This is a genomic window from Chitinophagales bacterium, assembly GCA_020636495.1.
Classification (GTDB): Bacteria; Bacteroidota; Bacteroidia; order Chitinophagales; family Chitinophagaceae; genus UBA5543.
Genome location: JACJXQ010000008.1, coordinates 781,505 through 803,651, shown reverse-complemented (window position 1 = coordinate 803,651; position 22,147 = coordinate 781,505). Strand labels below are relative to the sequence as shown.

10 protein-coding genes are annotated in these 22,147 nt (G+C 41.9%); 3 read left to right on the top strand and 7 right to left on the bottom strand.

The genetic code is table 11. The features are described from left to right. Window position 1: 1 nt before the first annotated feature. The gene (locus H6550_03565; protein ID MCB9045199.1) at window positions 2-715 is read right to left on the bottom strand and encodes a nucleotidyltransferase family protein; all 714 of its coding nucleotides are present in this window, start codon (window positions 713-715) and stop codon (window positions 2-4) included. A gap of 106 nt (window positions 716-821) precedes the next feature. On the opposite strand from H6550_03565, the gene H6550_03560 reads away from it, so the two are divergent. After that, on the top strand, window positions 822-1,745 hold the full coding sequence (locus H6550_03560; protein ID MCB9045198.1) for a bifunctional hydroxymethylpyrimidine kinase/phosphomethylpyrimidine kinase: 924 nt from the start codon (window positions 822-824) through the stop codon (window positions 1,743-1,745). 65 nt (window positions 1,746-1,810) lie between these two features. Here the strand turns inward: H6550_03560 and H6550_03555 are convergent, their stop codons facing one another. Continuing rightward, the gene (locus tag H6550_03555; GenBank protein MCB9045197.1) at window positions 1,811-2,389 is read right to left on the bottom strand and encodes a hypothetical protein; all 579 of its coding nucleotides are present in this window, start codon (window positions 2,387-2,389) and stop codon (window positions 1,811-1,813) included. 96 nt (window positions 2,390-2,485) lie between these two features. Next, the gene (locus H6550_03550) at window positions 2,486-2,983 is read right to left on the bottom strand and encodes a TlpA family protein disulfide reductase (protein MCB9045196.1); all 498 of its coding nucleotides are present in this window, start codon (window positions 2,981-2,983) and stop codon (window positions 2,486-2,488) included. 193 nt (window positions 2,984-3,176) lie between these two features. On the opposite strand from H6550_03550, the gene H6550_03545 reads away from it, so the two are divergent. Both H6550_03545 and nadB read left to right on the top strand, forming a co-directional pair. Continuing rightward, window positions 3,177-4,676, top strand: coding sequence for a hypothetical protein (locus tag H6550_03545; GenBank protein ID MCB9045195.1), 1,500 nt, complete (start codon window positions 3,177-3,179; stop codon window positions 4,674-4,676). Between the two features lie 66 nt (window positions 4,677-4,742). Then, a complete protein-coding gene (nadB, locus tag H6550_03540) occupies window positions 4,743-6,341 on the top strand; it encodes an L-aspartate oxidase (protein MCB9045194.1) in 1,599 nt (532 codons plus the stop codon). On the opposite strand, the gene H6550_03535 is transcribed toward nadB, so the two are convergent. The 4 genes from H6550_03535 to H6550_03520 form a co-directional block, all read right to left on the bottom strand. Beyond that, window positions 6,336-8,114 carry an ABC transporter ATP-binding protein gene (locus H6550_03535; protein MCB9045193.1) on the bottom strand — a complete coding sequence of 593 codons (1,779 nt, stop codon included), beginning with the start codon at window positions 8,112-8,114 and terminating at the stop codon, window positions 6,336-6,338. The two genes, nadB and H6550_03535, sit on opposite strands and share 6 nt — an antisense overlap. A gap of 132 nt (window positions 8,115-8,246) precedes the next feature. Next, window positions 8,247-11,372, bottom strand: a complete 3,126-nt coding sequence (locus tag H6550_03530; protein ID MCB9045192.1) for a T9SS type A sorting domain-containing protein — start codon at window positions 11,370-11,372, stop codon at window positions 8,247-8,249. A gap of 298 nt (window positions 11,373-11,670) precedes the next feature. Further along, window positions 11,671-15,693, bottom strand: coding sequence for a right-handed parallel beta-helix repeat-containing protein (locus H6550_03525; protein MCB9045191.1), 4,023 nt, complete (start codon window positions 15,691-15,693; stop codon window positions 11,671-11,673). 298 nt (window positions 15,694-15,991) lie between these two features. Then, on the bottom strand, window positions 15,992-22,054 hold the full coding sequence (locus H6550_03520) for a right-handed parallel beta-helix repeat-containing protein (GenBank protein ID MCB9045190.1): 6,063 nt from the start codon (window positions 22,052-22,054) through the stop codon (window positions 15,992-15,994). Window positions 22,055-22,147 lie beyond the last annotated feature (93 nt).

Below are 22,147 nucleotides of genomic sequence, written 5' to 3'. Positions count from 1 at the left end.
CTTACTCAAACAGTTCAGATGCTTTTTGCAGGGCGTCTGGCTTGCCCACATCAAGGAAGACATCACCGGTATGGTCAAAGCCTTTTATGGTATGAGTAGCGGCAAAATGCAGGTACACGTCTATAATAGAGAACTTGCCTTCGAAAGGCATATCAAATATTTTGGGTGACAGCACCTGTATACCGGAAAATGCATAGGGCAATACCGCCCTGTCAGCGTGTACTATTTTGGCTTCGCCTGTCTTGTTGTTCTGCCAGCCGCAAAGCTGCATCTTATCGTCAAACAACAAATGGCGTGACGAGTCTCGCTGCATAACGGCCAATGTAGCTACTGCATGTGATGAGCGATGTGTTTCAATCAGTTTATCTAATTGCAGGTTGGTGAGTACATCTACGTTCATCACTACAAATGCTTCTTCAAATTTGAAGTGATGTGCAGCCATTTTTAGTCCACCACCGGTTTCCAGCACTTCATCACGCTCGTCTGATATTACGTAGTTGCTGCCAAAGCCGTTGTTATCAGCCAGCACTTTTTCTATCTGGTCGGCAAAATGGTGCACATTTACGACAACATCGTAGATGCCATACTTCTGCAAATAGCGTATGCTATGTTCCAGCAGGGGTTTCCCATTCACCTCGGCTAGAGCCTTGGGGTGTTTGTCCGTAAATGGTTTTAAGCGCGTGCCGAGCCCGGCAGCAAAAAGCATGGCTTTCATAGGCGTAAAGTTAGCAACTGAGTTTGCTTATTCAACTAATAACGTGACTGAGGCGGGCTAATAGGCAAATAATATTACCTTTGCTGCGCAAAAAAACTGAATATATATGTCTTTAATGGTAGTAGGCTCAATGGCCTTTGACGCTTTGGAAACCCCGTTCGGAAAAGTAGACCGTATCATAGGCGGTTCTGCCACGTATGCTTCATGGGCTGCGTCAAACTTCACTAATGATATCCGCCAGGTATCTATTATCGGAGGTGATTTCCCTAAAGAAGAAATAGACAAGCTGGAACACCGTGGCGTGGATTTTGAAGGTGTAGAAGTAGTTGCAGATGGCAAAAGCTTCTTCTGGAGCGGCCGCTACCATATGGATATGAACACGCGCGACACCTTGGTAACAGAACTGAACGTGCTGGAACATTTCAACCCGCAAATACCGGAAAAATCGACGGAAAGCGAATTCCTGTTTTTGGGCAACCTGGTACCTGCCGTACAGGCAAGCGTTATCAACCAGATGAGAAAACGCCCGAAGCTGATAGTAATGGACACTATGAACTTCTGGATGGATGTAGCACTGGATGATCTGAAAAAGACTATGGCGATGGTAGATGTTATCATGGTGAATGATAGCGAGGCACGCCAGCTGAGTGGTGAATATTCATTAGTAAAAGCAGCGCAGAAGATACAGCAAATGGGCCCTAAGTATGTTATCATCAAAAAGGGTGAGCATGGCGCATTACTGTTTCACGATACGCATGTGTTCTTTGCACCTGCATTGCCTCTTGAAGAAGTGTTTGACCCCACAGGAGCGGGTGATACATTCGCAGGTGGTTTTATGGGACATATAGCACGTACTAAAGACGTGTCTTTCGAGAATATGAAGACAGCAATCATTGTAGGCTCAGCTATGGCATCGTTCTGCGTAGAGAAGTTCGGACCACTGCGCCTGCAGGAGATCACGAACGAGGATATTGAAGAGCGCATACAAGAATTTGTAGAGCTGGTGAATTTTGAAATAGAAGTACGCTAAAACCGAAATATTTTGTATCACTTACAGCCTCGCTGAGCGAGGCTGTTTTATTATAGTGTTTCCTTTCACTTTTTTCCCGGTCCTAACCTATATGTAAGTCCAATAGTTGTTGGTACATATATTAACACTGAGTTTTCTCTTGCATAATAGCTAGGACTCGTTGAACCAATTACATCACCCAAATGGAAAACATGACCATAATTGATACCTGCCCTTATACCCCACTCAGCATTGAAACAGAACCGTTCAGATAAAAATACATTGATACCTAGCTGAGGCCCGAAAAGTATGGCCGGATCAATATAATGTGCACCACTGTTCTTGGCTAAATAGTCATGCACCAATCCCTCTACAGACACACCATAATATATATTGAGCCCCTTAGTAGTATCAGGCACTTTATTCAGGCTAATACCTGCAATGCCATTTGTACTGGTCTTACCTTGTTCTCCCACTTTTAAAAGCCCACCTGTAGCAACTGAACCATAAGCAGCAAACTGCAATCTTGAGATATTGTGTGCATATTTCAGTCTTATTCCCGTGTGACTCAATCCGTTACCATCAAAACCGGCTGTAATAAATGACTGTGCTGATGCGACAGTTGTTGTTATCACAAATAATAAGGGAAACAGTATTCGTTTCATAAACAAGGTGTTGCAGATACAAATTACAACTATTCAACGTACAGAAAAAGCCCCGGAGTACGGGGCTTTTGTCTTATAAATGTAATGTTTGAAAAATTACTTCTTGCTGAACTCTTTGATCTTGGCAAATAATTCATTTTCACCACCTTGTGAATATCCCTGATGCGTATACACTACCTTACCTTTTCCATCTACGATAATTGTAAATGGTACGGTACGGAAATTAAGTGAGCGCATAAGGTCAGAATTCGGATCAATATAATACGGAAAATCCCAACCCTGTGATTTAGCGTAACTCCTTACCAGGCTTTCTGCACGAGCTTCGTCTACCGAAACAGTCATATAGTTGAAATCCACTTCTTTTTTCCACTCGTCCAGGTTCTTGCGAACTATCTTGATCTCTTTTTTACATGGCACACACCATGTTGCCCAGAAATTAACCAAAGTCACTTTACCACTTTCGAAAGTACTATTGAATGCTACTTTCTTATTCGTAGTTACATCCTTGATCTGGGTATCCGGAAGGTCTGTGTTTTGGGCCATTACAGCGGTGGATACACAAACTGAGAGTGCTAATACCAAAAGCTTTTTCATATATACATATATTATTTACTAAATAAACAAACGAAAACCTTGCCAAAGTTTGGCAAAGGTTCTAAATTCGGAAAATTTTATAACAATCCAATAGTAGTTAATGAAAAGATTTACAGTTCTTTTAACATTAATCGTATCATTATTTTCGACAAGTGTTGTGGCCCAGAATGCAGGAACCCTATCAGGAAGTTTAATGATGAATACCAAATTTTATAACCGTGACACAGCGATCAATGCAGCTAACAATCCCCTGTATGATAACTATTTGAGCGGTGGAGAGGCGTGGCTTAATTTGCGTTATTATAAAGATGGTTTTACAGCTACCCTTCGTGCAGATGCTTTTCATAATTCTAACTTATACAATCCGATACAGGCACTGAATGGTTATGGAATAGGTGCATGGAGCCTTAGTAAAGAATTTGATAAATTAACAGTTACAGCTGGTTATGTTTATGACCAGATAGGTAATGGTATATTGTTCAGGGCATATGAGAACCGTGGCTTACTGATAGATAACGCATTAATTGGAATTCACCTGAAATATGAATTATCTGACAACCTGAGTATAAAAGCTTTTTCCGGAGAGTCGAAATTCATATTTGACAGGTATAAACCCGTAATAAAGGGTGCAAGTATTGATGGTAGCTTTTCTATTGGTGACAAGGTGTTCCTTACACCGGGTATCGGTGCTCTGAACAGAACGCTCGACCAGGCCAGTATGGACCAGGTTGCTTCTACTATCAACAGCCAGGATGTTACAACCCGTTTCGTGCCCAAATATAATATGTATGCCTTCACGGCTTATAATACTTTAAATGTTGGTGATTTCACCTGGTCTGTAGAAGGGTCATATAAAACAGCAGAAGCAATAGTAGCTGCTGACGGGTTATTACATAACAAACCCGGCAATGTATTTTTCACAACATTGGGTTGGGCAAGAAAAGGTATTGCTGTAAACCTGACAGGTAAGCGTACTGAAAATTTCGAGATGCGTACCTCTCCCAACGAGATTTTGATACGTGGTATCATTAACTGGCAACCTATTGTAGCACGCCTGCGTCCTCAACGTCTCATGGCCAGGTACACTCCTGCCTCGCAGAACCTCTCAGAAATGGCAGGCGGAGCAGACGTGTTGATAGCACCAAATGACAATCTTACAATCACGGTTAACTATACACATATTAACACACTGAACGAAACCAAACTATTCAGAGAAGCATATTTTGACGTTGAATACCGTGGTTGGGAAAAATTTATCATTGATATAGGTAACCAATACATGGAATACAACCAGGAATTGTACCAGGTAAAACCACTCGTTCCATTGGTTGTGGCCATGACACCATTCTTTGAACTTACCTACCTTATAAATGACAATATGTCAATACGTACGGAATGGGAGTACCAGAACACAAAGCAAGATTTCGGTTCATGGATATTCGGGCTTGTTGAGTTTGACATAGCTCCCAAATGGTCAATAGCTGTATCAGACATGTACAACTATGATCCGGGCCCCAATGCACTAACCGGCAGCCAGCACTACTACAGTGTGTTCCTGGCACGTACTATCGGCCCGCACAGGTTCACAATATCGTATGACAGACAAGTCGAAGGTATCAACTGTACAGGTGGAGTATGCCGTTATCAGCCTGCATTCAGCGGTGTACAGATCGGTTTGACATCCGGCTTCTAAGAAAATATTTTATAGTAATTTACAAAGCGGTTCCACAGGAGCCGCTTTTTTTATAAATACATGCCCATGTTGCAAACGGATTTTCTCGTTATAGGTTCAGGAATAGCAGGACTTACATTCGCTGTGAAAACTGCGAAACATTTTCCTGAACGTTCGATCATGATACTGACAAAGGTGAATACCGATGAGACCAATACCAAATATGCGCAAGGTGGAATTGCCGTAGTGAATGACCCTGAACACGACAGCTTTGAGAAACACATTAATGACACCCTTGTAAGCGGTGACGGACTATGCAATAAAAATATAGTTGACCTGGTAATAAAAGAGGGTCCTGCCCGCGTACAGGAAATAATAGACTGGGGAGCCAACTTTGACAAGGACGACGAAGGAGACTACAAGAGAGGAAAAGAAGGTGGACATTCTGAAAACCGCATACTGCATCATAAAGACATAACCGGGTATGAAATAGAACGTGCGTTAATACAAGAAGCTGAAAAATATCCCAACATCACCATCCATAACTACTGGCACGTGGTAGACATCATCACACAACACCACCAGGGGCACCTCGTAACCAAATCAACACCTGACATTGAGTGCTATGGGGTCTACGCGCTTAACCTGCAAACGAATAAGATACAGAAGATACTTTCGCGCATCACAATGATGGCCTCAGGAGGTGCCGGACAAGTATACCGCACCACTACCAACCCGAAAATTGCAACAGGAGATGGTATAGCCATGGTGTACCGGGCTAAAGGCAGAATCGAAAATATGGAGTTCATACAGTTTCATCCTACCGGTCTGCATGAACCAGGTATCAGCCCCTCATTCCTGATAACCGAAGCTGTACGTGGTGACGGTGGCATACTACGCAACAAACATGGCGAAGCTTTTATGCCCAGGTATGACCAGCGTGCAGACCTGGCGCCAAGGGATATAGTAGCACGTGCTATAGACAATGAAATGAAAATAAACGGTACCGAACATGTGTACCTGGACTGCCGCCATATGGACCGAGAAAAGTTCATGGCGCACTTTCCTAATATATTCGCCAAATGCAAAAGTATAGGGATAGATGTTTTTGAACAACTAATACCTGTTGCACCAGCAGCACATTACTGCTGTGGAGGCATAAAGGCTGACGAATACGGCCATACATCCATACAGTACCTTTATACATGTGGAGAATGCTCCAGTACAGGCTTGCATGGAGCCAACAGACTTGCATCGAACTCTTTGCTGGAAGCGATTGTATTTGCGCACCGCTGTGCAGAGGATGCCGTACAAACTATATCTAAAACGCAGTTTTACAATAACATACCCGACTGGAATGCCGAAGGGACTACAACACCAAAAGAAATGATCCTGATTACTCAAAGCCTGAAAGAAGTACAACAGGTAATGAGTGACTATGTAGGCATCGTGCGTAATGATATACGCCTGCACAGGGCATTGAGCCGTCTCGACCTGCTACACGAGGAAACAGAGTACTTATATAAGACCAGCACTTTATCTCCGCAATTATGCGAGCTGCGCAACCTGATAACCATAGGTTACCTGATAGTAAAAAGTGCGCAATTCAGGAAAGAGAGTCGTGGCCTGCATTACAATGTAGACTACCCTGAAAAAAGTGAACTGGTGCAGAACATTGTGTTATGATGCTTTTGTAAGTGCAGGTTTACGTACATCCTTACGTTCTCCTATCTGCTGTCGCCACATGGCATAGTACAATCCCTTGTCATCCAATAAAGAATCGTGAGTGCCTGTTTCTACTATCCGGCCTTTTTCCAGCACATATATCCTGTCGGCGTGCATAATGGTAGATAACCTGTGAGCAATCATTACGGTTATATGCTCTTTTCTTGCAGTAATGTCTTTTATGGTATACGATATTTCTTCCTCGGTAAGCGAATCCAACGCAGAAGTAGCTTCGTCAAATATCATCAACCTGGGGTTACGCAATAAAGCGCGTGCGATAGACAACCGCTGACGCTCTCCACCAGACAATTTCAAACCACCCTCTCCTATCACTGTATTAATACCATTTTCAGCACGTGCCAGCAAATTCTGACAAGCAGATTTCTGTAGTACGTCCATTATCTCTTCATCTGTAGCGGAAGGGTTTACAAATAACAGATTTTCTTTAATAGTACCCGAGAACAATTGCGTATCCTGTGTTACAAATCCTATCTGGTGACGCAACTCGTCAAAATCAATCTCCTTGTTATCAATATCGTTGTACAGGATATTACCCTGCCTGGGGTTGTATAAACCTACCAGGAGTTTAACAAGCGTGGTCTTGCCGGATCCTGAGGGGCCAACAAAAGCGATTGTGTCACCAGTATGTGCAGTAAATGATATCTCTTCCAGTGCAGGGTGTGCCGCTGTATTGTGTTGAAAGCTAACCTTATCGAATTGCAGTTGCCTGATACTTTTCAATTCTTTCGGGTGCTCAGGCTTGGCTTCTACCTTCTTGGCAAATAATGTTTTCAGATTACCCAATGAGGCCTCTGCCTCGCGGTAGGTAATAATGATATTGCCCAACTCCTGCAGAGGGCCGAATATGAAGAAGGTGTAGAACTGCATGGTAACCATCTGTCCTAATGTCAGATCATTCTTAAAAATAAAATACAGCAGTGCAAACATGATCGTCTGGCGAAGCAGGTTGACAAAAGTACCCTGTACGAATGATATGGCACGGATACTGCGTACCTTCTTCAACTCCAGACCTAGTATCTTGATGGTTGTAGCATTCAGCCTCCGCACCTCTTGTTGTGTCAGCCCCAGGCTTTTTACCAGTTCTATGTTCCTGAGCGACTCTGTAGTAGAACCGGCAAGTGCTGTAGTTTCACCTACTATACTTTTCTGAATAATCTTGATCTTTTTACTTAGAACACTCGTAAGCATGCCCAATAATACAGCCCCCCCAAGGTAAATGACCACCAGCCATGAATTGAGTGTAAATGCATAAATGATAACAAAAACAATGCCTACCAGGGTAGCAAACAAAACATTCACAAATACACTGATGAATTTTTCAGTATCTGTACGTACCTTTTGTAATACAGAAAGTGTTTCTCCGCTTCGCTGGTCTTCAAACTCCTGGTATGGGAGACGTAAAGCATGTCTCAACCCATCAGTATAAATGCGTGCACCAAATTTCTGTATCACTACGTTTACTGTGTAATCCTGAAATGCTTTGGCAATACGCGATACCATAGCAGTACCTACCAGAAAAAGAAGGCCTTTTGTAATACCCATAATAAATTCATGCTGAGTCCATTTGTCGGGTTGTTTGGCAAATGGGTCAATAATGAACCTACCGAATATATAAGGATCCATCAATGAAAAAACCTGGTTAATAGCTGCCAGCAATAATGCCAATGCAACCAGAGGTTTATACCGACTTAAATATTGTAATAATAATTTCATGAAATAAGAATTGCTGCAAAGGTAATAGCTTGGTAAGTGACATAAGAAATAGCCCCTTAAATGATTTCTATATTCTTGTAAAAAAGTAGCCCCGCATATGCGGGGCTACCTATCTTTCCATACTCCTTACTATTATCGTGTTATAACAAATGGTTTATTCAATACACCATCACCTGTTGCTATGCGTATTATGTAGTTACCTGCAGGTAAGTCAGCAACATTTTGCGTGTAATGTTTTGCATTCACGGCATCAGCACTACTCACCAAACACCCTAAGGCATTGATAATGTATACCTTATCAATCAAAGAAACTCCGATTACCTTAACATTGATCCTATCCGTAGCAGGGTTTGGATATGCTAAAACAGTATTATTTGTACCTGTTTCCTGTACAGATAGTGGCCATCCCAATTGCATTGTATCGGTACCACAGCCGTTATACATTACCATCCTGACATACAGATCGCCATCAATGGTTTTAAAAGGATTATTCTGTGTGCTCGTTGTTCCGTCGCTGAATATCCACATTAATCCTTTTACGTTTACAGGGCCACTGGCAAAGAATTGATATGTATTGCCGTTTCGCACAAAAGAAATACCTGCAGCCTTTGGCAAGGGGTCGATGTTAACGATGATATCATCATCATCAACACAGTTTGCCCCGGCATCCACGTGCACTGTGTATTTGCCACTTTTTTTCACTTCAATGGTCTGTGTCGTATCTCCTGTGCTCCAAAGATATCTCGCACCCGGATAACCGGCATCTAGTTTGGCGAACACGTTCTTTATTTCGCAATAGCTGGTATCCCTGCCAAGATCAATGGTTAACGGTCCCGCCTGTATTGAGGTTGGAACCGATATGCTGGCACAACCTGTATTCTCTACCTGTACTGTGTATTTACCTGCTTGTGCAACAGAATATGTTTTGCCGGTAGCCCCCGGGATATTCACTCCATTTAGTTGCCATTGATAAGTAACGCCAGGTGTGCTGCCGGCATTTAGTACTAAACCATTGCCTGTGCAATATGTAAGGTTACCACTTGCTTGTATAACTGCATTTGGCGGAGCTATTGTATTTATCATTACCGGAACCGACTCAACTCTTTTACCTGCATAAGTTATCTCTACGCTATAACTACCTCCCTGGCTTGCGTTGTAAGTCGTGCCATTTGCTCCAATTATCTCAGTACCATTTAGTTTCCATTTGTATGCATCTCCCGTAACCGGTTCTGCACTCAGTAAAACATGATCGCCTATACAGATCGTGGTCTTGGATTGCAGTTTGATAAAAGCAGATTGAATACTCCCATTCTCCAATCCGGTAAACGAACCGAAATGCGTGAGGGAAGGGGCATCTATATCATTTGTGCCGGAATTAGAAGAACTCAGTATATCATTGTATATCATCCAGTTGTAAGTTGGAACACGTTGCGCCATACGCAAGTCGTTTTCGTTAGCTACAGTACCCATCCATATATCCATATAGTCGATGTTCAGGTCAAAGTCGTAAGAAGTAGCAGTTCCCATCGGAGTAATATCAGTATGGAAATACATACTACCAAATGGTGATGCGGCAGCTTCAACACCTGCACCTTTCTCTCCACTATACTGTCTTACTTCAATTTGTGGCACAGCACCGTATATACCCCATTTTATCTGCCCTACCTCTAACTGTCCGAAAGTAAATACCTGGATATCTCCGGGATCGGCACTGGAAGGCGTAGCCGTAGCCAATGGCGGAACTGTTTCCGGCAAAAACTCATATGCACCTATATCAGGAACACCGTCTAATGGGTTTTGTACCCTTGTGTTGTTATTTATGTCAACATTATTACCTGCAATGTGGAGTGCACGCCCATTTAGCGACCAGCATGCAGGATCATTTACATCAGGACGAAGATCAGTAGTACTGGTGAAACCGGGATCGTACGATATGGTGTGCATGTCCTGGTTATAAGCAGTTCTCCAAGCTGCCATAGTTGTGTATGTAGCAGATGGCGATGTTGTTTCTACGAGTTTGTTAGTACCATTGTAGATATTATTATAATCCCATATGTTATTATAAGATTGATTGCCATTATACAGATACAAGGTATAGCCGCTTCCTGTTTCATTAGAGAAAGCATTATTCAACACATCATTGTTGCCATAAGTCGAAGAACTAAAATAAAATCGTGCCGCAACACTTGTAGCAGATGTGCTCTTTACGTTAATGCTATTATTGACAGTTAATTGATATTTACTATAATAATTAAATAGTCCATATGCTGTAGATGTACTGTTATCTATAGCAATAGCATTATTCATTACCATATTTCTGTTAGTCGATGTGCCATAGTTATAATACAACCTCATACCATATTTAGTACCGGTATTGACAATAGTAATTTTGTTATTCTTAATGATCATACCACCATCATTATAATAAGCGTAAAGTCCGTAACGGGTTCCGCTGCCGTCAAAGTTTATTGTATTGCCTGTAAATTCAAGTTTGCTATCACAGTAGTAAATCCTTGCTCCATAATGTGTTCCACTTTGTGTTTTGGTTATAGAGTTATTCCTGAATTTCAAATTATTCTGGTAGTATAAGTAGTTTGAGTAATAGTAAATATTGTTGTACGTATTGTTCTCAATCACGGTATTCTTGGTAGAGTTGGCATATGATGAGCTGGAACCGGAAAAGTAAACACCATAGTATCCCCCGGTCATAGTGTTATTCTTTATTGTATTATTAGTTCCTTTAAGGCTTGTACCATACACACATGCCATATTTGAGCTAGTACCCCCTGCATCGAGTATACAATTATCTACCTCGTTATACGAAGCATTAGATACAAAATAGATAAGCCGTCCATAGTTAGAAGTAGTCGTAGTAACTGAAATATTCTTTATTGTTACGTACGAAGCATTATTCAGCCTTATTATATAGTTATTAGAAGAACCCGGGCCAAATCTTACAATCACACTTGCGGGATTACCCGTTTCAGACTGAATAGTAATACGATTTGCAGCACTTGCACCGATGATATTATTTATTGATACCTGGCCTACGTATGTACCTGTGCGGATATTAAAAGTGACGGGGCCGCTTACACCCTGACTATTCAGGTCATTAATTGCTGCAACAAGTGTTGCATAGTCGGGAGTAGCACCACCTACAGTATAGGTGCCACTCAATTGTGCATACGCTGGGGTATATACTGCAAACGCTGTAACAGCCAGCAGCATGGATTTTAGAATAGATGTGATTTGTTTCATTTATCAATAATTTTCGTAAACATTTACATTATAATGTGGAACATTATCATCGCCTGAGCCTTGTGTTAATACAATACACAGCACACAGAACTCCGTACCTTAAAATTATTGACAGACGACCTGAAATAGCGGAACGCGCAATTAAACTATAATGAAATAATAAATGTGTTTAACTGGTATTTAATTCAATTGCCGGATTTATATAATATCATTTTAATGTCCAGATTAATACGGGAGGCGACAATAAAAAAGGCAGGGTAAAATACCCTGCCTTTTTGGTTATTATAACTGAAACAAACTACCGTACTACATCAAACTTCCTGGTGACGGTACCAGATTCGGTAACAGCGCGTAAAATGTACTGTCCGTTTGCCATACCTGTCACATTTATTTTGTAAGTAGGGGTGTTATTTACTTTAGCGGTATACACAACTGCTCCCATGACATTTAAGACTTCAACAGACTGAAGCTTAACAGCACCTGCGTTTACAGTTATATTTTCAGTAGCAGGGTTTGGATAAATAGTCAGGTCAGAATTAGCAGATACAGCGTTATCAACCGTAAGAGGCCATCCAAGCTGTAGCGTATCAGTGCCGCAGTTATTGAATAATACCAATCGTACATATAGATCTCCGGATATGGTTCTTACTGGATTATTTACAGTAGTCATTGTACCATCGCTGAATATCCACATTACTCCTGTAACATTTACAGGTCCGCTTGCAAAGAATTGATAATCGTTACCATTCTGAACAAAAGATATACCAGAAGCTGTAGGCAAAGGGTCGATATTGACAGTGATATCGTCATCGTCTACGCAATTAGGTCCTGCGTCTACATGAACTGTATATTTACCACTTTTTCTTACTTCAATTTTTTGCGTTGTATCTCCTGTACTCCACAGATATTTAGCTCCTGGATAACCTGCATCCAGTTTGGCAAAGACATCTTTCACTTCACAATAGCTGGTATCATTACCCAGGTTTACTTTCAAAGGACCTGCAGTTATCGTAGTAGGTGTAGATACACTGGCGCAGGCAACATTCTCAACCTGCACGCGATACACTCCAGCCTGTGTAACCGCATAAGTATTCGCGGTGGCACCCGGTATATCAACCCCATTCAATTGCCACTGGTATGTAATGCCTGATACATTACCGGCATTGAGTGTTAATCCATTACCTGTACAGTAAGTAAGGTTTCCGTTAGCAGCTATTACCGCATTTGGAGGAGCGATTGTTGTCACTGTTACCGGAACAGATTCAACCACTTTACCGCTATATGTGATTTTTACACTATAATCACCCTGCTGAGTAGCACTATAAGTTGTTACGTTAGCTCCGGAGGCACCCACAATAGCAGATCCATTCCTGAACCATTCATAAAAGTCGCCATCTTTCGGTTCTGCGTCCAGCAATACTGATGTACCGATACATATGATCGTTTTATCCTGAGGTATTACAAATGCAGAAGGAACGCTTCCATTTTCAAGACCTGTAAATGATCCAAACCTGTTGACCCTGCCGGCAGTAATCTTTTTAGCAGGGGTATTGACAGTACTCAAGATACCATTATAGACCATCCATTGATAACCCGGTACTTTATGTGCTGTGCGTAGGTTAGCCTCATTTGCAATATCGCCTAACCAAATATCCTGGTAGTTCACGTCAAGTGCAAAGTCAAACGTAGTGCCTGTACCCAGCGATGCAACATCTGTATGGAAATACATGCTGCCATAAGGAGCTGCTGCTGCTGCAATACCTGTGCCTTTTTCACCACTATACTGACGTACTTCTAACGGTACAACTTGTGCATTCTGTCCCCAGGTAATAGAACCTATCTCATTACCACCAAACATAAACACCTGTGTATCACCTTTATCGGCACTAGACGGCGTAACAGTTGCTGTCGGAGGCAGAACATCGGGCAAGAATTCGAAAGCGCCAATGTCCGGAGTACCGTCCTGTCTCAGTGTCACACGGTTATTACCATTAATATCTTTGTCATTACCATCAATGTGCAAAGCACGACCGTTTATCGCCCAGCAACCTGCTTTGTTTGGATCTGGAGATCCATCATTTTTCAGCTCCGGATTATAGTTCCACGAATGTTTGTCTGTGCTGGATGCCGTTCTGTATGCAGCAAAGTCGGCCCTTGTACCATTGTAATAGAAACCATTAGATCCTGCTGATGTATACCAGTTGTTGTAATCGATTATGTTATTAGTACCTGAATTATCTATATATACAGCATAACCACCACCTGTGTTTGATGAGACGTTATTATATATCTCGTTGTTGCTGTATCCTGAGGACATATACAAACCAAAAGTAAGGCAAGTACTATATGTACCTGTTGCCAGCACAGTATTGTTGTACATCATGATGCTGTTAGGATAGTTGATGTATATACCTCCATAATTCGAATTGCCGCCGATCATAGTAACGGCATTGTTTGCAATGATACCTTTATTAGAGGTACTTACACCACTTACATAATCCATTAATAATCCGTATCCGTAGTTATTATTGATCCTGTTCCCGGTTATTTCGGGAGCATTCTGCGAATAAGCAGCATACATATTATAATATGAAGTGTTGGTACCGTTGAGCGTATTATTTTTTACTTTCAGTTCTTTTGTATTATAAAAATACGCTCCGAAATAATAGTATTGAGAGATCGTATTATGCTCTACCAAAAGGTTCTGTGTATAGTTTCCTGAATTACCATCCCAAACAAATCCATAATATCCACCCGAGATCGTGTTGTCTTTAAACGTAATATCTGTATTAGTTCCGGAAAGACTTGTAGCTACGAAGGCAGCACTGGCTGTAGATGCTGATGTTGGTGCATTGAAATTACAACCTTCAAACATATCATCAGAAACGGATCCTTCCATTGTTACACCATATGCCAAAGCTATTGTAGTAAAGGTCATGTTCTTCATTCTCACATGGCTTGCCCCTTTCATTGACAACACAGTTCCGGGGCCAGACAAGTTAACAGAAGATGCAATACCGTTCTCTGCCTGGAAGGTTACAGTATTAGTTGTACTAGAACCCAGAATACTTGTTAAAACAGCCGTTCCCTGACTATATGTGCCGGGACGCACATTGAACACAACAGGTCCGCAAACACCAAATTGAGAAACGGTATTTGCTGCTGTTACCACATCCGGGAAATCAGGATTGCTACCCCCAACAGTATATGTACCATTTAATGCAGCACCTAACACTACTTTTAATGTATCATCACCGTTTACGGTATCGGCAACACCATTCGGTAAAGATGTATAAATTTCCAACGTACGCGGAGCTGTGCCAAAGAAAACATTGCCGAGTGATACTATAGCAGAGTTACCTCCTGAACTACCGAGTGTACCGATAGCTGTACTCCAGTTGATCGTTGGCTGAACTATATTATCAAGCTTCCAGTGTACCTCTACATTATTAATGATATTCTTACCATTATTACTGATCGTTACTTCTACAGGCAATGTGACATTAGGGCAAAATGCTGTGTTAGGGCTGGCGATATTAGTGGTCGCCGCATTGTTATAACCCTTCCTGATATAGCCCCAAAGATAACTCTGACCAGTTGCCGGTTTTGCAGTAATATTAGTTGTAAACGTTGAGGTAGACGGTACAGGACTCGCAGATGAATTATTCAATGTCTGGAAATCGTTGTTATTATTACCTACTATACCAATGGTGGCTGAAGAGAAGGATGCAGTACCTACTTCTTGTTTGTAAATAAATTCTATCGCATCGTCACCTTCATACAATTTTATCTGCATAGTAATTTCAGGGTTGGCCGTTGATGATAAAGGTCTTGTATTTCTCCACTCGAAAGTAAACACACGCTCCCCAGGCGCTCCTGCAGTCAAATAAGTAGTCACACTACCTGCACCCTGCAGGTCATCCCACAAAGGCATGAGCATCGGAGTAATTGATGATGCATTAGCTTTACTGTTGCTATATTGAGTACTTGTTTTTGTACCAAATGCCATCCATCCATTAGAACATGCACTTACAGTAGTATATGCATTACCACAATAGTTGAACGTAAACCCTATTGGTATACCTGTTGCTGTTTTATCATCGGCCTGAGTGTTGACCGATGTACCACCGGATAGATAGGTGAACGTTTTTGAGGATGCTGTAAATGGATAGGATGCTGCTGTGAGGAACTGTGCGTCGGACCGGCTATACGCCATTAACATGACCAGGAAAAAGCAAATAGAAAAAAATCTATCTTTTTTGTTGACAAAAATACGCCTAACAGGCAATTTTGTTTTGGTGAAAATTAGTAGCTGTTTCATAAAAAGGAATTATATCGTTTTACCATTACCACAGAAAACAACGTATAAAAAATGTAACGTAGTTCTGTTAATCAAAGGTAAGGGAAGAATAAATTACCAACAAAATCAGCCAGTAAAATATTTGAATAAATATAATTTAATCTGTTTTTAATCCCTTTTACCTAACCATTCACATAAACAAAATATTACTATGACAGTATAAACATACCGACAGACAACCATTATTAACTCTTGATTAGTGTAATAACAAAAAAGGGTGGACAGAAGTCCACCCCGTTTTTGTTATTGTTATTAGAAGCTACTTTAATACATCAAATTGTTTTGTGATCGTGCCGGAATCGGTTATTGCTCTAAGCATATAATGGCCATTTGCAAGACAGCTGATATCAATACGATGTTCATTACCGTTAACAGTTGTCTTGTATACAACACTGCCCACACTATTCACTACTTCTACTGTCTCTATCGCTGTCTGCGGCAATCTAACTGTAATTTGGTCTTTCGCAGGGTTAGGATAGATGCTTAGCTCGTCTTCACCGACTACATTTTGTACGCTTAGCGGCCAGCCCAACTGTACAGTATCACTGCCACAGGCATTGAACATCACCAGCCTTACATACAAGTCGCCTGAAATAGTCTTCGTTGGATTCGTTTGTGTACTTACAGAACCATCACTGAATATCCATAAGAAACCAACTGCACCTACTGGACCGCTCGGGAAGAACTGGTACGTATTGCCGTTCTGTACAAAAGAGATACCATTCGCTTTCGGTAGCGGGTCGATCGTTACCTGGATATCATCCTGCCCTACGCAGTTAGGACCACCATCTACCTGTACAGTGTACTTGCCGCCTTTCTTAACCTCTATCGTACGCGTTGTATCGCCGGTGTTCCACAAGTATTTCGCGCCGGGGTAACCTGCATCCAGCTTCATCCATACATTCTTGATCTCACAATAGCTGGTATCCCTTCCCAGGTCTACTACTATCGGTCCGGAGCTAACGGTTGTCTGTGTTGAAGTGCTGGAACAGCCGATGTTCGTTACAACTACAGTATAGTTACCTGCTTGGCTTACAGGGAAGGTATTGTTCGTTGCACCAGGGATGTTATTGCCGTTCAACTGCCACTGGTAGGTCACGCCTGTAGTGTTACCCGCATTCAGCGTCAGGCCGTTACCCGTACAATAGGTCAGAGGACCATTCGCGTTGATCAGCGCATTCGGTGGCGCGATTGTCGTTACCGTAAGTGGTACTGATTCTACGCTCTTACCACTGAAGGTGATTACCACGCTGTAGTCTCCTGGCTGGGTAGCCAGATAAGTTTTAGCATTAGGGCCTTCAGCGCCACTTATTGCTACTTTATTACGATACCATTTGTAATAATCACCATCTTGTGGTTCGGCGTTCAATACTACACTGTTGCCAATACAGATAACCACACTACCCTGCGCACGTACGAAGGCCGAAGCGATACTGCCGTTCTCAAGAGCCGTATAAGATCCGAAACGGTTCAGTTTGGACGCATCTATATTATCGGTAGTGGTATCAACTGTACTCAGTGAGCCACTGTATACCATCCATGGATAACCGTTTACGCGGTGCGCAAGGCGCAGGTTGTTCTCTGCTGATATGTCACCTAACCAGATATCCATATAATCCAGGTTGAAATCAAAATCAAAGGTTGTTCCGTTGCCCACAGGCGCTACATCCGTATGGAAGTACATACTGCCCATAGGGCTCGCCGCAGCAGCAATACCGTTACCTTTCTCACCGCTGTACTGGCGTACAGTTACAGCAGTAGACGGAGCTGTAAGGCCCCAGGTGATACGTCCTACTTCATTACCTGCAAAAGTGAATACCTGTGTATCACCCGGATCAGCTGTAGCAGGATTTGCAGTTGCAGCAGGAGGAGCTACCTCTGGTATTATTTCGTAAGCACCCAGATCTGGTGCACCATCCACGCGTTTCTCAATACGAGGATTTCCATTTATATCCTTATTGTTACCGGTGATGTGTACACCGTGACCATTCAGCGCCCATACACCGGGATTGGTGGTCAAAGGAGCAGGGTTTGTGCTGCTGATAAACGGAGGGTCGTAAGACACAGAGTGTGCATCAAGACCAGAACCTGTGCGCCATGCTGCCAGATCAGCAGCGGTACTGTTACCGGTCATCATCTGGGTTGTACTGCTGGAGTAAAGGTCATTATAATCCATTTCAGTACCATAACCTGAACTAAATGTCACACTGGCAGCATAACCACCTGCACGGTTGGCAAACACGTTGTTATATATCTTGTTATTCGGGTAAGTACTCAGGTAGATATAAGCACCATAATACGATGTTGAACTTCCACCGTTGTTGATCAGTGTATTGTTGTATATATCACAATTGGATGGATAGTACAGCAACATAGGATAGTAACACGTAGTGTTATCAGCAGTAATTACCGCGTTGTTCATCACCCTACTGCGTTTGCTCGTAGTACCGTCAACATAGTACAAATACATACTATACCCGTAGAAACCAATCACTTTGTTACCATAGATATCCGAGGTCTTATTAGGATTATTCGGGTTATACATATAAGCCATCAAACCATAGTAAGAAGTTCCCGGTTGACGTGCAATTATCGTATTGTTACGTGCTGTCAGCTCATTACTGTAGTAAATATAGGTACCATAATAGTACGGGTTCATCGTACAGTTGTCAACTGTCAAACCTTTACTGTAAGGTGCGCTGGTAGTGTACCAGTAGATACCATAGTATCCACCTTCAAGACTACAATCTTTGAACGTGTTGTAATTACAATCTGACTGGCCGCTGTTCCATACGCAACGAAAGTTACTGCTCGCAGTCGTGCTCACTATGACACGGCAACCCAGAATACTATCGTAAGACGCCTTGTTTTGGAACTCAATACCAGTACCATAACTACCACCGGCTGCTACTATGCCCAAATTTCGAATGGTGAAGTTTGATGCACCATTCATAAATAAGGTCGGCATGTCACCACTACCGGTTGCCGAATAACTTATTTGAGTAGTAGTTGGGTCACTATTTGTTGACTGGAAGGTTACATGATCAGTTGTATTAGATGCAGATACTGCATTTTTCAATACAACCTGGCCGGTATATATACCAGGACGAACATTGAATATTACATCACCACAAGTACCGTATTGGTTCAAAGCATTTGCAGCAGCTACTACATTCGGGAAATCCGGTGTGGTACCGCCTACTGTATAAGTGCCGCTCAGCGCTGCGAAGTAATCCTGGTTCAATGTATCATCGCCAGGTATTGGATCCTGAACTCCATTAGGAAGGTAGGTCCACGCTTTGATATTGACTGCAGAATTACCGAATGCGATCGGAGCCAGTGTAATAATTGCTGTATTGCCGGCACTGCTGCCATTGATGTCGATCGGTGTAGTGTAATTAATGGTGGTAATTGCTCCTCCATTGATCTGCCAGTCGATCTTCACATTATTGATCTTATTGTTACCGTTGTTCTTGATACGCAGACGTACCGTATAGGTACCCGGGCAGAACGGTGGTACAGGGTCGATGATCGCGTCAGCGCTCGCGTTATCACTTACGTCAATACCAGTGAAAAGAGCACTGACTGTCTGCACTGTTGGTGTAAGTATAAAGTTGCGTACTACGTTAGATGAACTGGTGCTGGGAGCATATCCAACCCAACTGTTACTACCCACTTTCTCTGCAAGACGCAAAGCTGATTTAGAGGCAATAGTACCAAGCCATGGGTCTTTAAAATATAAACTCTGCTCGCAACCTGAATTAGACCCTGTACCCTGGAAATCGGCGTAATAGAACATCTGGGTTGGATTGATTGATGTAATGCCGGGGGGATTTGTACCCGTATACTGTTTTACAGAAAAACCTGTGGGTACGGTATTGCCCCATTTGAGCACAGCTACGGTATCTTCTCCGAATGTTACCACTTGTGTTCCATTTGCCACAGGTGCAGCAGGTGCCATAGTACAGTTAGGAGGTGTAGCAGTTGGCGTGAATTCGTAAGCTCCTAAATCCGGAACACCTGCTACTGTTGTCAATGCACGTGCGTTACCATTGATATCCTTGTCGTTACCTGAAAGTTGTACACCACGTCCGTTCAGTGACCAACTGTTGGCATTGGCTGGATTTGGCCTGAGATCAGGAGCTGAAGTACTCGTGCTGTAAAACCCGGGGTTGTATGACAGGGAGTTCATATTCTGGTTCATGCCTGTACGCATAGAAGTGACAGTAGTGTATGTAGTACCTAGACCACCCCAATACAACATCGTACCTCCATTAGCCCAGTAGTTGTTATAGTCCATGTCATAAAACTGCGGTTGATAACCGTACTGCAAATAACCTGAACCGGTACTACTGCGAGAAAAAACGTTATTACGTACCGTAGCAAACTGACTTCCACTGGACTCGTAACAATAGAATGTATAGTGGGTACTTGTACCTTCAGTATGCACAGTGTTGTTATAGAAATTACCACCACCACTATTGTAACCACCAATATACCCATAACAAGTGCTGCTACCACTTGCATAAATTACGTTATTTGCAATCGTCGCATTAGATGCATAATAATTGTAAAAACCATAAACTGTACTTGCGCCACCAATAGCCGTAACCTTATTGTTCTTTACTGTCCATGGGTTCGTACCGCTGGAGTTACCATATGAGTAGATACCATATGCAGCACTCGCAGATTTTACGTAAACTGTGTTATCCGACAGATCGAGTCCATTAAAATAATAACCCATGTAGTTATAGGCAGCAGTACCGGTGGTTGTCATATTCACCTGGTTACCTTTTATTTCGTTACCTGTAGCTAAACTGTTATAGTTATAGTATCCAAAATAGTTGTACAATGCCGCAGTAGAAGTGGCGGTCATTGTTATACTGTTATTATTGTAGTGTACTGGTTGTTGGTTGTAATATGTATAATAGCCTACATAAACGTAAGAAGTACCTGTAGTCGTCGATACGTTGACAACATTATTATTGAATTCAAATCCATTTTCACCGTAGTAGTAGCCTGCATACAGATATTTTGTGCCTGTAGTACCAATCATATTGATAGTATTCCCATTCATTTGAAGGCCATACTGGTAGTAGTATCCAGCATAAATATACTGCGTACCCGCTCCACTATTTATCGTGATATTGTTGTTATTGAACTGGCAATCCTGCTGATAGTAATAGTGTCCGTATATATATACTGTAGTTGTTGATGTTGCGTTAATTACGTTGTTATTGATATAACATTGTTTACCGTAAGTAAATGCAGTACTACTATTGTAGTTGTAATTGTATATTGGGTAAAGTGTCGTTGTATTACTCAACGTCATATTATTATTTGCAAAACTATAGTAGTTGCCATAATACATTGTTGCACCATACAAGGTAGTTGTACTGGTTACATTGATGGTATTATTACTTATACTACCGCGGTTGCTGATATCACCATCGCAATAGTACATATAGATAGGATAGTTGGCACCCGTAATTGATGTACCTGTGTAACTATTGCCTTCTATTTTATAACCACCATTACCGTAGTACATATAAAAACCATAAAAAGTTCCGGCTCCTGTACGTGTAATAGTATTATTTAATATCTTGTTATTCGTTGTATAATAGGTATAGAAACCATATGCATACGGGCTGATTAGCGTGTTCCCCGAGAACTCATTGTTCGTGCTTCTTGAGGATGTTGAACTACCATACCAGTACACACCATACGAACCGCCATTGATCGTGTTATTCCTGATAATATTATCGTTGGCGGCACCAATACCAGTACCGAATACACGTGACATTGTGTTTGAGGTAGACGTATTTACCGTTCCTGTTAGTATACAATTCTCTACGATATTATAATCAGCATCACCATTAAAACGTACACAAGTACCATATGTAGCATGTGATTTATTTAATGTTAGGTTTCTTACCCTGATGTACTTTGCTCCATCTAGATAGAAGATGTTGTTCAATGTCGTAGTACTGCTTGTACTACTGTTCACCAGTACGGTAGTTGCGGCATTACCATTCTCAGCTTCGAACGTGATCGTGTTCGTTGCGCTGGCACCGGCAATGTTGCCAATAGTGGCAATAACAGTGTTAGCATCTGTCCATGTACCGGAACGTATCTTGAACGTAACCGGACCAGACACACCTGCACTCAATGCACTTGCAGCTGCCTGCAATGTTGAGTAGTTGGCACCTGAACCATAAACGGTGTAGGTACCATTCAGTTGAGCAAATAATGATGCCTGGCCTATCAAAACCATCGACACCAACATTACCAACCGAGTTAGCTTTTTGTTAAGTTGCTTCATTTTGTTCATTTTTTTAGACGTTTACCTATTATTTCAATTCGTAAAAATTTTTATCACGAATTGTTATTTTACTTTTATCCCTAATGCGTACGA